The following is a 13,038-nucleotide window of genomic DNA, read 5'->3' as shown; positions in this document are numbered from 1 at the left end:
TCCCCCGCAGCTGCGCGGCATTCCCGAACAAGAGCTCCGCATCGCGGCCGCTTCGATCGAGCCCGTCTCGTTCGAGGACGGCCGTTCGCTGCTTGTGGAGGGAGATGCGGGGGACGATTGTTACTTTATCAAACGGGGCTCCGTACAGGCGTCCTCCCGCAATATTGTGTGAAAAATTGAGTAACTTCTTACGCCGTTCTTACGTATTCCCGATATATAAGGAATGAAGCGGCGCCGCGGCCGCGCTGTCGACAGCAACCGTTTATATGGATATTTTGTTTACAACCCTCGAATCCTAGCATTATATGGTACTATTTAATTATATGAACTGAGCGCCCGTTCGATCGCATATTCATAGCATAACAGCAGAGCGGGCGGACCGGAATTCCATACATCGAGGGAAGGGGCTACTGGCGTTGGTCGGAAAGAACTATTTGAAAATGCTGGGGGTTGTGGTTGGCGCGGCCCTCGTGAATATTATCGCGCTATCGCCCGCCTTCGCCGGCGTGACGATCGGCGGCAGCGCGTTCGAGACGGCGCTGGGCGCGACGCTGCTCGCCGCGAGCGCCATCGCGATCATTTACGGCAGCTACAACTGGCTCTACAAGTCGTCGATCGTGCTGGCTGCTAACAAGCCGATCAAGACCCGGGAGGACTATGCGAGCGCGCTCGCGCCGTACGGCAAAGTTCGCGCGCTTGCGGAGGATATCGGGCTGGCGCTGGAGCAGATGGACCGCATGGACAAGAAAAAGGCGACGCTGTTCAAGGTGCTTCACCAGCGCTTCGATCCTGCCGAGATGAGCTTCGCCAAGTTCTCGAGCGTGGCCGAAGAGGTGGAGAATCTCTTTTATCTGAATATAAAGAGCGTGCTCAATCGGCTCGGCGTGTTCGACGAAGCCGAATACGAGCGGGTCATGACGCGGAAGTCGGCACGATACTCGCCGAAGCTGCTGCAGGAGAAAACCGATTTTTACAACGATTATATGTCCTACATCAAGCACGCGATCGGCACCAACGAGGAGATGCTCCTGCAGCTCGACAAGCTGCTGCTCGAGATCTCGCGTCTGGACAGCATCGAGCCGGGCGACATCGAGCAGATGCCGGCCATGGTGGAGATCGACTCGCTGATCAAACAAACCAAGTACTATAAACAGTAAGGGGTGCAAGCGCATTGAGGAGCGGCAAAAAGTTTTTATGGGTAACCGGCATCATTCTGATCGTCGTGTTCGCGATTGTCTATATCGGCGTCAACGTGTCCACGAACTGGGGCAAGTCCGACAAGCAGGTGGCGACGGAAGACGCGGGCAAGCGGCTGAACAAGCTTTACAACAACATCGACGTTACGACCGACACGCCGGTCAAGGGACAGATCGACCTCGATCCGGTCGACGTGGCGGCCACGCTGCCGGATATCGCCAAGTTCCCGATTACGGTGGACAGCACGACTTCGGACTTTGCGGAGATTTTCTCCTCGACGGAGAAGTCCGGCACGGGCAACGACGGCTGGCTGACGGACGTGGCGAACGATTTTAACAAGGCGAATATTAACGTAAACGGCAAGGCGGTCTCGGTCAAGCTGCGGAACATCGCTTCGGGCACGGCGGCGGATTATATCCGTTCGGGCAAGTACGTGCCGGACGCGTTCACGCCGTCCAACGAGTTGTGGGGCGAGATGGTCAAGGCTTCCGGCGTGAAGACGCAGATCGTCTCCAAACGGCTCGTCGGCAACGTTCCGGGGATCGTCATCGCCAAGGCGAAAAACGACGCGCTCGTCCAGAAATACGGCTCGGTGAGCGTCAAGACCGTCACCGAGGCGATCGCGGCAGGGGACTTTTCGATGGGCTACACGGATCCCTTTGCCAGCTCGACGGGACTTAACTTCCTCGTGTCCGCGCTGAAGACGTTCGACGGCTCGAATCTGCTCAGCGAAAAGGCGGTCCAGGGCTTCGAAAATTTCCAGGCGAACGTGCCGTTCATCGCGTCGACGACGCTGCAGATGCGCGACGCCGCCAAGTCGGGCGCGCTCGACGGCTTCGTGCTGGAGTATCAGACGTACGTCAACGCGGCGGATCTGAAGGGCGGCTACGTGTTTACGCCTTTCGGCGCCCGGCATGACAGCCCGCTGTATGCGCTCGGCAACATTTCCGCGACCAAGCTCGAGATCGTCAAGAAATTCGCCGAATTCGCGGCGCAGGCCAAGTACCAGGATGCCGCCAAGAACAAGGGCTTCAACGAGCTGGAGGATTACAAGCCGACGGTCGGCGCGATCGACGGTAGTACGCTGATCGCCGCGCAGAAGGTATGGAAAGAAAAGAAAAACGGCGCCAAGCCGATCGCCGCGGTATTCGTCGCCGACGTCTCCGGCAGCATGGACGGCGAGCCGCTGAACCGGCTGAAGGAATCTCTGCTCAAGGGGCAGAAGTACCTGGGACGCGACAACAGCATCGGGCTCGTCTCGTACTCCAGCGCGGTCACGATCAACCTGCCGATCGGCAAGTACGATACGAACCAGCAGTCGATGTTCGTCGGCGCCGTGGACGGCCTGCAGGCGGGCGGCAGCACCGCGACGTTCGACGGCGTCGTCGTGGCGCTCAAGATGCTGCAGGATTACATGGCGGCCAACCCCAACGTCAAGCCGCTGATCTTTGTCCTGAGCGACGGCGAGACCAACGTCGGCCTTAAGCTCAAGGAAGTCCAGAGCCTGATCGCGAGCTACAAGATTCCGATCTACACGGTCGGCTATAACGCGGACATCAAGGCGCTGCAAAATATTTCGAGCATCAACGAAGCGGCCAGCATCAACGCGGACACGGACGATGTCGTCTACAAGCTCGGCAACTTGTTTAACGTTCAAATGTAAGCTCAAGACATAGGAGAGGTGGACGCGAAATGTCATTTTCGATGGAAGTCCCAAGCCAGGAAGAAATTAAGGTCGCGATCGAGGAAGAGGTCAAGCCCGTCCCCGAGGAAGTCGCCAAGCTCAAGGAGCTGGCGGATAACAACGTGAACGCGATCATGACGCTCGACCTCGAATCGCTCGACCATCGCAAGGGCATTCTGCAGTCGATCGATACGTTCGGGATGAATACGATGCGGAATTCCGCGGAAAAAAACCAGCTGCTGCAAATCTCCGTCGGCAACCTGTCCAAGACGGGCGACGAGGGCGGCCAGGTCGCCAAGGGGCTCTCCGAGCTGAACATTCAGCTCAAGGATCTCGACCCGAGCGCCGTCGACTTCGCCAAGAGCGGGCTGCTCGGCAAGCTGTTCAATCCGCTGCGCGCCTACTTCGCGCGGTACGAAAAGGCGGATGTCGTCATCGCGGACATCATCGCCTCCCTCGACAAGGGCAAGACGACGCTGAAAAACGACAATACGACGCTGGAGATCGAGCAGCAGACGCTGCGCGACCTGACCAAGAAGCTGCAGAAGGAAATCGAGCTCGGCACGCTTATGGACGCGTCGATCGAGCAGCAGGTCGAAGCGGCCAAGGTGCGCGGCGAGGATCCCGATAAGGTCCGCTTTATCACCGAAGAAGTCATGTTCCCGCTGCGCCAGCGCCTGATGGACCTGCAGCAGATGCAAGTCGTCAATCAGCAGGGCATCATGGCGATCGAGGTCGTCGTGCGTAACAACAAGGAGCTCATCCGCGGCGTCGACCGCGCGAAAAACGTGACGGTATCGGCGCTCAGGATCGCCGTCATCGTGGCAAGCGCCCTGTACAACCAGAAGATCGTGCTCAAAAAAATCGAGCTGCTCAACCAGACGACGAACGAGCTGATCGCCGGCACCTCCCGGATGCTCAAGGAACAGGGCGCCTCGATCCACAAGCAGTCGCTCGAGGCCAACATCTCCGTCGATACGATGAAGCAGGCGTTCACCGACGTGCTGTCGGCGCTCGACTCGATCAGCGCCTACAAGCAGGAGGCGCTGCCGAAGATGCGCGAGACGATCAATCAATTCCGCGAGCTGGCGGACACCGGCGAAAAGCAAATCCTGCGTCTCGAGCGGGGCAACAAGCTGGGCTTGTAGGCGTCGTCGTACTCATACTTCGCTGCCTGGATCAATTCGCAGCCCAATCATAAAATTCGCACCCGGCCCGGCCGTCTGCCTCGCAGACGACCGGGCTTCTTTGCGCCTCCCTGCGCCCGGACGCTTGAACTTCCGTTGGCCTCTGCTATGATGTAGCTAGTCCAATTGGAAACGGAGTCATTCGCTTGCGCAAATCGTTGCTTATCCTGATCGGCGCCCTTTGCGCCGTGCTCCTGTACTTTACGGTCCAGTCGGCGGACCGGGTGTTCCGCTCCGACCGGGAGCTTCCGCAGACGCGGGCCGGGCAGGAAGCCCGCTACCGTCTCGTCCTGATCACGCAAGAGCTGGACACGCCGTTCTGGAATCAGGTCGCCGTCGGCGCGAAGGCGGAGGCCAAGGCGAACGGCTCCAGCATTGAAGTGTGGGGCAGCTACAACAAAGACCAGGACGACTTCCTCAAGAAGCTGGAGATCGCCATCGATTCCAAGGTGGACGGGATCATTCTTCAGGGGCTGGATACGGAAGCGTTTAAAGAGTTGACGAAGGTCAAGGCCGCTTTTTACGGCATTCCCGTCATCACGGTCGGCAGCGATGTGCCGATGGCCGAGAGCCTCCGGCGAACGTATGTGGGCTCGGATCAATTCGCGGCCGGGCAGCTGATCGCCAGGCAACTGATCGCGGACATGGGCAAGTCGGGCACCGTCATCCTGATGGGCGACGACCGGCAGGAATATTATCAACGGCAGCGCATTCAAGGCCTAAACGACGTGCTCAAAAACTATCCTGACGTAAAGACCGCCTACGCGGAAACCGGGGAAACGCGCGAGCAGGTCATCGCCACGACGCAGGACATGATGAACCGGCTGCCCGACGTCGACGCCTTCGTCGCCGTCAACGCCAACATCGCGGACGCGATGATTCAGGAGATCGGCAGGCGCTCGCAGGTGGGACCTTACGACATTTATACGTTCGACGACAGCTCGGACAGCCTGGATCTGCTCAAGGCAGGCAAGCTGGACGGCGTGCTCGAGCAATCGCCCGACAAGATGGGAAGGCAAAGCGTAAGCCTGATGGTCAAATGGCTGAGCGGAGAGGTCATGCCGCTAAATACCGACGGCTACCTGACCGATATCCGGATGCTTAAGCTGAAGGAGGCGCCATGACGAGCATTCAACGCAAGATCTGGACGCTCGCCGCCATCGTCCTGTTCATCATGGTCGCGATCTGGATGACGCTGACCTATTACAACCAGAAGACGCAGGAGCAGTACAACGACATTTTGCAGCGGTATTTGCGGATGAACGAGGTGACGACGGCGAGCCAGCAGACGATCACCGCGCTCAACAACTATCGGCTGGAGCCGACGGCGGGCAACCTCGGCCTGCTCGACCGGAGCAAGGAAGAGCTGCGCAAAGCCAGGCTCGGGGTCATCAATCTCCGTAACGCGGACAACGACTTCGCGATTACCAACTACATGAACCTGATCGACAGTCTGCTCGAGACGATGGACCGCTCGCTGCTTTTTCAATCCGAGAAGGAGTCCGAGGATTCGGCGAACGCCTTTCTCGAGGCGACGCGCATCTCCAAGTACATTTCCGAGATGACGCTCACGCTAATCGACACGGAGCTTAAAACCTATGATCAATTTTACCGCGGTATCATCGAGCAATCGGCCGAGCTCAAGAAGCTGGGCGTCTGGCTGCTGCTGACGATCACGCTGCTCATGCTGCTGTTCACGTACGGATTTTCCCTGAGCATCACGCGGCCGATCCAGAAGCTTACGCAGGCGGCCAAGGAGCTGTCGCGCGGGCGCTTCGACCTGAAGGTCGAGGTCAAGTCCAATGACGAGATCTCCTTCCTGGCCAAAATGTTCGAGCGCATGCGCGTCAATATCAACAACCTCATCTCGGAAATTCAGCAGAAGGCGCAGCTTGAGCGCGAGCTCCAGCAGAACAAGCTGCTGCTTCAAGAGAGCCAGCTCCGCAGCCTGCAGAGCCAGATTAATCCGCATTTCCTGTTCAACACGCTCGACACGCTGTCCAAGAAGGCTTATCTCGAGGGCTCCGAGGAGACGAGCGACCTGCTTGCGAGCGTCGCGGGCTTGCTGAGATACAATCTCAAGCGGCTCGACCGGTCCGTCACCCTGTACGAGGAAGTGAAGGTGCTGGGGCAGTACATGGAGATCCAGAAGGCCAGGTTCACCGATCGGCTTCGCTTCGAGACGGACGTCGACGAGTCGTGCCTGCACGTTCAGATCCCGGGCCTGACGTTGCAGCCGATCGTGGAAAACGCGGTTATTCATGCGGTCGAGCCGAGCGAGGAGGGCGGCACGATCCGCTTCAAGGTGGCGGACGAAGAGACGTATGTCAGGATCGAGATCTCGGACGACGGACCGGGCATGTCCGAGCTCAAGGTCAGGCAGATTCTCGAGGAACGCCCCGTGGTGACGGAAGGGCATTCGACAGGTATCGGCTTCAGCAATGTCGTCAGACGGCTCCGCCTTTTTTACGGCATCGACGAGGTCATCGACATCGCCAGCGGCCCGGCAGGCACGACGGTTTTCCTTCAAATACCGAAAACAAGGAGATTCGATAGCGATGACTAGGCTCTTGATCGTGGACGACGAGCAGATCGAGCGGGACGGATTGCAGGCGATTCTGCGAAAAGGCTTCCCCGAGCTGGACATCGCGCAAGCGAAAAACGGAAGAATAGCCGTGGAAATGGCCGCGGAGCTGCAGCCCGACCTTATCCTGATGGATATTAAGATGCCCGGCATGAACGGCCTTGAAGCGATCGAGATTATCGCCAAGGCCCAGCCCGGCATCAAGTTCGTCATGGTCACGGCGTACGACACGTTCGATTATGCGCGCTCGGCCATCAAGCTCGGGGTCAAGGACTACCTGCTCAAGCCGAGCAAGGCGAGCGAGATCGTAGCGACGGTGGGCAAGGTGCTCGGTCAGATCGACGAGGAGCGCAGGTCGGCCGAGACGAGCAAGCGGCAGGAGGATGCGCTGCGCAAGGTGCTGCCCGTGATCGAGGCCGACATCGTCACGCAGCTGCTGTTCGACCACGTGCATGAGGTGCACCTGAACGAGCTGGTGGGTCTGCTGGGCGAGAGCGCCGGCGGCGAGCCGTTTGCGATGTGCGTGCTGCTGCCGCAAGGGGCGGAGGGACTGTACGCCGCGGTCCGGGAAAAAGCGAGACGGGCGGGCGGCGGCTGGGTCGGCGCGATGTACGGACGTCACATCCCGATTATCGCGTTCAGGGACCAGGCGCGTTCGTATCGCTCGCAGGCGCTGGCCCTGGCGCGCGAGCTACTGCAGACCGCGGACGCGGCGGTACCGGGCGGCGCGAGCTTGTCGGGCGCGGACGGGAGCGGGGGCGGCTCGTTCGTCGGCATCGGCGGCGAATGCGATTCGCTGGACCAGATCCGGCAATCCTATCAGGAGGCGCTGATCGCGTCCTCGGATCCGACCGTGCCGGTCAAGTACCGGTTTTACGCGGATACGCCTGCGCTCGGCATGGCGCGCGAGGGGCTGTCGGCGAAGCAGTGGGAACGCCAATTTTTTGACCGTATTCGGCTCGGGCAATGGGAGCAGCTCGAAGCGGACGTCCAGGAGCTGCTCCGGCGCTGCGAGAGCGAGGGCGCGGACCTGCTGCTCGGGCAGCAGCGGGCGCTGGAGCTGCTCTGGCTCGCCTCGCGCGTGCTGCTTGAGATGGGCGTGGAGACGGAATCGCCGCTATTTGCGGTTCAGGCCCGCGATTATCGGCAGCTGCGCGCCGAGACGGATCTCCTGCTCGCGCGGATGCGGCAGGCGTTCGAGACCCATCAGGAGCAAGTCAAGCCGGATGCGATCCAGCAGATTAAACAATACGTCTACGAGCACTCCCACGAGGACATCTCGCTCGAGGCGATCGGCAAGCGTGTCGGACTCAGCCCGTTTTATATCAGCAAGCTGTTCAAGGAGCAGCTTGGCGTCAACTACATCGACTTTCTCACTGAATGCCGCATCGACAAGGCCAAGAAGCTGATGGGCGATCCCGAGCGGAGCCTGAAGGAGATTACGTTCGAGGTGGGTTATCACGATCCGAACTATTTCAGCAAGGTGTTCAAAAAAATGTGCGACGTCTCGCCGACCGAATACCGCAAAACGCTGCTCGGCAAAAGGGGATCGCAAGGATGAAGCAACCGTGGAATAAAGGCAGGCGAGCGATAGGTCCGCTGTTGCTGGCGCTAACGCTGGCCGGCTTCGCGGCAGGCTGCGACGGAGGCGGCAACGGCGGCGGGCAGTCGGGCAACGCGCCTGCGGCGTCCGCTACGCAGGGCGGAGGAGGCGGTGCCTCGCCGTCCCATAGCGGGCCGATCAAGATCGGCTTCGCGATGGATACGCTGCTCGAGGAGCGCTGGCTGCGCGACCGCGACCTGTTCAAGGCCGCGGCGGAGGCGCTTGGCGCCGAGGTCGTGATCGAGGCGGCGAACGGGGACGACGCCAAGCAGATCTCGCAGGCCGAGACGATGATCGGCGAAGGCGTCGATATCCTCGTCATCGTGCCCCACAACGCGGCGGCGACGGCGGCGATCGTCAAGCGCGCCCATTCCTCGGGCATCAAGGTGCTGGCGTATGACCGGCTCGTCAACAATGCCGATATCGATCTCTACGTCTCCTTCGACAACGAGAAGGTCGGCGAGCTCCAGGCCGAGGCGATTCTGAAGCAAGTGCCGCGCGGCAAGTTCGTCTATATCGGCGGTGCGGATACGGACAACAACGCGCATATGTTCAAGCAAGGCGTGTTCAACGTCATCCAGCCGAAAATCGACAGCGGCGTCATCCGAGTCGTATACGACCAGTGGAGCAAGGACTGGCTGCCGGCGAACGCGCTGGCCAACATGAGGGCGGCGCTTGACGCGAACGGCGACCGCATTGACGCGGTCATCGCGGCCAACGATGCGACCGCAGGCGGCGTCGTCCAGGCGCTGGCCGAGCGGGGCCTCGCCGGGCGCATCCCGATCGCGGGCCAGGACGCGGATCTCGCGGCCGCGCAGCGGATCGTCGAAGGGACGCAGACGATGACCGTCTACAAGCCGATCAAGCTGCTCGCCGAGAAGGCGGCGGAGCTTGCCTTCAAGCTCGCGCGGGGAGAAGACCCGGGCGCCGACCGCAAGGTCAACAACGGCAAGATCGAGGTGCCGTCCGTACTGCTCGCGCCGATCGCCGTAGACAAGTCCAATATCGACGAGACGATCATCGCCGAAGGCTTCCACTCGCGGGAGGAAGTGTACAAGAACGTGGAGCTGTCGCGACGCTAGCGGCTTGGCGGAAGCGGTCGAATTGCGCGAAGATATCAAAGCGCCAGGGGCGATGACCTGGCGCTTTTTTTCGCATGCCGCAAGCCGGAGACGACGCGAAACGGTCGTTCCGGCGTGAATGCTGGAGCCATGTGGCCGGCATAGCGCAAAACTGCGCTATTTCCGCGATCCCGTTAGTTCTCCTGCGCCTTAATAACCTGCTCCACGCCAAGTAAAATCAGATTCAAGCCGAATTCGAACGACCTGTCGGTCCCCATCACCTCGAACAGCCCGCTCTTGAACATCCGCCGGAATACTCCCGCATCCGACTCGCTCATGCTGTCCAAAAGACGCAGCATCACACCTTCCGGAAGCTCTCCCTCGTCGTTCATGACCGCTTTGACATTGCGCTGGTGCTGGTAATCGTCCAGCACAAAGTAGTGAACATAATTCACGAGCGTAAGAACCGTTTGAATTTTCTGCTCGGCCTCGAGCGGCGTCGATGCCAGGCAGAGCAGCATACGGTTGGTGAACCGGATCGTGTCCGGCTCGTGCGGCAGCGTCATCATCATGAGCTGCGTGGAGCAGGGATACCGGCGGAGCACATCCCTGATCGTTACCGCAATTCCCGCAAGCTGCGCCTTCCAATCCCCGTCTTCTCGGAACTCGTCCAATATAATTCGCGATATCTGGCTGGCCAGACGCTGATACAGATCCTGTTTGCTTTTGAAGTACCAGTATAAAGAGGGAGCTTGAATGCCCAGCCGCTCAGCCAACCGTCTCATGCTGAATTTCTCGATGTCCTCCTCGCCCAGAAGCGCCCACGAAGCCTCTAAGATTTTATCCTCCGAAATCTGCGGCTGCTGCTTTTTCATCGCTAACCATCCTTTTGTCTAACAGTGTAAGTTTGTGCTTTACAGCCTCATAGGTTCATGATATCATCTAACACTGTAAGGTTCAATCTAACACTGTTAGATATAACCGAAAACAACCGAGAAAGCGGTGACCCGCATGGATACAAACCTTCATTATTTTGAAAAAGCGCCAATCGCAAAAGCCGTAGCCCACTTCGCCGTCCCGATGATGCTAGGCACTTCAATGAGCGTGATCTACTCGATCTTAAATGCCTTTTTCCTTGGTACGCTCCACAATACGGCCATGTTATCCGCGCTCGCGCTCACTTTGCCGTTATTTGCGATCATCATGGCGCTGGGCAACCTGATCGGCATCGGCAGCGGCGCATTCATCTCCCGGCTGCTGGGGGAGAAAAAATACGAGGACGTTAAGCATTTATCTTCCTTCGCCTTTTACAGCAGCCTGGCGCTCGGCATCATCGTGATGGCCGTCGGTCTCCCGTTGATCGATTCGATCGTTCACGGGCTGGGCGCGACGCCCGATTCGTTCGGATTTACGAAGGATTATGTTACGATTATGCTGATCGGCTCGCCGTTCGTCGTGTTGTTCTTTACGCTGGAAAATATCGTGCGGTCGGAAGGCTCGGCCATCACGTCGATGGTCGGCATGATCGTCAGCGTCATCGTGAATATCGCGCTCGATGCGCTTGCTATTTTCGTTTTCCATTGGGGCGTGATCGGCGTTGCCTCCGCTACGGTCGTTTCCAATATCGTCGCCAGCGTATTCTACGCCTATCATATGGGCTACAAGAGTTCGTTCTTATCCATCTCGGTAAAATGGTTCAAGGTGACCAAGGACATTGCGGGAAATGTGTTCAAAATCGGCGTCCCTGTCTTCGTCATGAGCGTATTCCTCGGCGCCATGTCGCTTATTTTTAACCATTATCTCGTGGAATACGGGGAGCAGGCGATCGCGGGCTACGGCATTTCATCTCGTTTATTGCAATTTCCCGAGTTCATCCTGATGGGCTTGTGCGAGGGCGTCGTACCGTTGATCGCTTTCTCTTTTACCGCGAATAAATTGCGCATGAAGCATACCATCTCCTTCACGATCAAAACGATCGTGGCGCTGGCCGTCGCGTTCGGCGTCATCGTCTATTTGATATCCGACCACCTGATCGGCTGGTTTACGAACGATCCGCAATTGATCGAAATGGGCAGCTACATTTTGCACGTGACGTTCTTATCCTTGTTCATTACGGGCATGACCTCGCTGTTCACGGGCATCTTTCAAGCGACAGCGCAAGGCACCGCCGCCTTTATTATGTCCGTCATTCAAGGAGTCACGCTGATTCCCGTGCTTTATATCGCCAATCGCATGAGCGGATTCCATGGCGTCGTCTGGTCGATCGTCATTGCGGATGCCGTCACGTTCCTGGTAGGCGCGATCATGCTGTACGTGCTGCGCAACAAGTTGCAGCCGGATCTGGAGCAGCTGGTTCAGTAAAAAAACATAAGTCGAGCATGAACCGCACAATCCATGTGCGGTTTTTTTGCCTGCTCCGGCGAGGATAAAATTTTGCAGGCGGTCGCAAAAGAGTGCTATCGATAAGCGCTTTCATGCCGCTTGTCCGGTGCTATAGTTGGTCTTGTCAGAAAAACCGACGAGATCGAAAGGGGTTACAAGAAATGAAAAAGGGATTCAAAACAATCGCGCTATTGATGGTCGTCATGATGTTCGCGGCGGTCGCCGCGGCTTGCGGCAAGGATGGAGCCGGCAGCAAGGTGAGCGTGGGCATCGTGCTTCCGACGAAGGATGAGCCGCGCTGGGTACAAGACGAGCAACGCTTTAAGGATGCGCTGTCCGGCACGAAATATACGACGGATATTCTGTTCAGCCAAGGCTCCTCGGCCAAGGAAAAGGAAAACGTCGAGACGCTGATCAACAAAGGCATTCAAGTCCTCATCATCTGTCCGCAAGACGGCGACGCAGCGGCAGCGGCTGTTGAAGAAGCCAAGAAGGAAGGCATCAAGGTTATCTCCTACGACCGTCTGATCACGAACACCGACGCGGTCGACTACTACGTCACCTTCGACAGCGTCGCGGTCGGCGCGGCGCAAGCGCAATACCTGGTCGACCACGCCAAGGGCCAAGGCGAGCCGCTGTACCTGTACGCTGGCGCAGCTACCGACAATAACGCGTTCCTGTTCTTCCAAGGCGCATGGCAAACGCTGCAGCCGAAGATCGCGGACGGCACGTTCAAGATCGCGAACTCGAGCGAAGCGGTCGCGCTGAAGGATACGAAGGATCTGACCCGCGAGCAAATGAGCAAGATTATCGGCCAAGTGACCACGAACTGGGACGCCAACGAAGCCAAGAACAAAGCGCAAACGCATCTGACCTCCGCAGCCGCCGACATGAAGGGCGACGTCGCCATCCTGGCGCCGAACGACGGCACGGCTCGCTCCATCGCCGACGTGTTCGGTTCCGACAAGGCAATCACGAGCTACGTCGTCACCGGCCAGGACGCCGAGAAGGCATCCATCCAATACGTCATCGATGGCAAGCAATCCATGACGGTGTTCAAGGACGTCCGTACGCTGGTCAAGGACGCGATGGGCATGGCGGTCGACATCCTCGACGGCAAGTCGCCCGAGACGACCGGTTCTTACAACAACGGCAAGGTGGACGTGAAGGCGAAGCAAACCGACGTCATCGTCGTCGACAAGGACAACGTGAAGAAAGAGCTCATCGATTCGGACTACTACAAAGCGGGCGACTTTACGGGACTGTAATCCCGGCCGGCAAATAGCTTAGAGCGCGGGATCGTGATAGATGCGTCTATCGCGATTCCGCCGTTACCGAAC

General features: G+C 58.6%; 10 protein-coding genes. 9 read left to right on the top strand and 1 reads right to left on the bottom strand.

What is annotated here, in order from left to right:
- Positions 1-416 precede the first annotated feature (416 nt).
- The 7 genes from ACFOTD_RS14295 to xylF all read left to right on the top strand — a co-directional run bounded on the left by ACFOTD_RS14295 (position 417) and on the right by xylF (position 9,337).
- Positions 417-1,157, top strand: coding sequence for a hypothetical protein (locus tag ACFOTD_RS14295; RefSeq protein ID WP_378119812.1), 741 nt, complete (start codon positions 417-419; stop codon positions 1,155-1,157).
- Between the two features lie 14 nt (positions 1,158-1,171).
- Positions 1,172-2,860 carry a vWA domain-containing protein gene (locus tag ACFOTD_RS14290; protein WP_378119810.1) on the top strand — a complete coding sequence of 563 codons (1,689 nt, stop codon included), beginning with the start codon at positions 1,172-1,174 and terminating at the stop codon, positions 2,858-2,860.
- A gap of 29 nt (positions 2,861-2,889) precedes the next feature.
- A complete protein-coding gene (locus ACFOTD_RS14285; protein ID WP_378119808.1) occupies positions 2,890-4,029 on the top strand; it encodes a toxic anion resistance protein in 1,140 nt (379 codons plus the stop codon).
- 185 nt (positions 4,030-4,214) lie between these two features.
- The gene (locus ACFOTD_RS14280; protein ID WP_378119806.1) at positions 4,215-5,192 is read left to right on the top strand and encodes a sugar ABC transporter substrate-binding protein; all 978 of its coding nucleotides are present in this window, start codon (positions 4,215-4,217) and stop codon (positions 5,190-5,192) included.
- Positions 5,189-6,634 (top strand): sensor histidine kinase, encoded by a 1,446-nt coding sequence (locus tag ACFOTD_RS14275; RefSeq protein WP_378119805.1) that lies wholly within the window; start codon positions 5,189-5,191, stop codon positions 6,632-6,634. The genes ACFOTD_RS14280 and ACFOTD_RS14275 overlap by 4 nt, the downstream gene beginning before the upstream one ends.
- A complete protein-coding gene (locus tag ACFOTD_RS14270) occupies positions 6,627-8,213 on the top strand; it encodes a response regulator transcription factor (RefSeq protein ID WP_378119803.1) in 1,587 nt (528 codons plus the stop codon). The genes ACFOTD_RS14275 and ACFOTD_RS14270 overlap by 8 nt, the downstream gene beginning before the upstream one ends.
- Positions 8,210-9,337: a D-xylose ABC transporter substrate-binding protein gene (gene xylF / locus ACFOTD_RS14265; RefSeq protein WP_378119801.1), complete on the top strand. Its 1,128-nt coding sequence runs from the start codon at positions 8,210-8,212 to the stop codon at positions 9,335-9,337. The genes ACFOTD_RS14270 and xylF overlap by 4 nt, the downstream gene beginning before the upstream one ends.
- Positions 9,338-9,510: 173 nt before the next feature.
- Here xylF and ACFOTD_RS14260 read toward each other — a convergent pair whose 3' ends face one another.
- Entirely contained in the window at positions 9,511-10,191 is a 681-nt protein-coding gene (locus tag ACFOTD_RS14260) for a TetR/AcrR family transcriptional regulator (RefSeq protein ID WP_378119800.1), read from the bottom strand.
- A gap of 136 nt (positions 10,192-10,327) precedes the next feature.
- On the opposite strand from ACFOTD_RS14260, the gene ACFOTD_RS14255 reads away from it, so the two are divergent.
- Together ACFOTD_RS14255 and ACFOTD_RS14250 are read left to right on the top strand one after the other, a co-directional pair.
- Positions 10,328-11,677: an MATE family efflux transporter gene (locus ACFOTD_RS14255; protein ID WP_378119798.1), complete on the top strand. Its 1,350-nt coding sequence runs from the start codon at positions 10,328-10,330 to the stop codon at positions 11,675-11,677.
- Positions 11,678-11,859: 182 nt separating this feature from the next.
- Positions 11,860-12,966 carry a sugar ABC transporter substrate-binding protein gene (locus ACFOTD_RS14250; protein ID WP_378119796.1) on the top strand — a complete coding sequence of 369 codons (1,107 nt, stop codon included), beginning with the start codon at positions 11,860-11,862 and terminating at the stop codon, positions 12,964-12,966.
- The last annotated feature ends 72 nt before the right edge of the window (positions 12,967-13,038 follow it).

It is taken from the genome of Cohnella sp. GCM10012308 (assembly GCF_042649185.1).
Taxonomy (GTDB): Bacteria; Bacillota; Bacilli; order Paenibacillales; family Paenibacillaceae; genus Cohnella.
The sequence above is the reverse complement of the archived record's forward strand: the minus strand, read 5'-3'. Positions and strand labels throughout refer to the sequence as shown.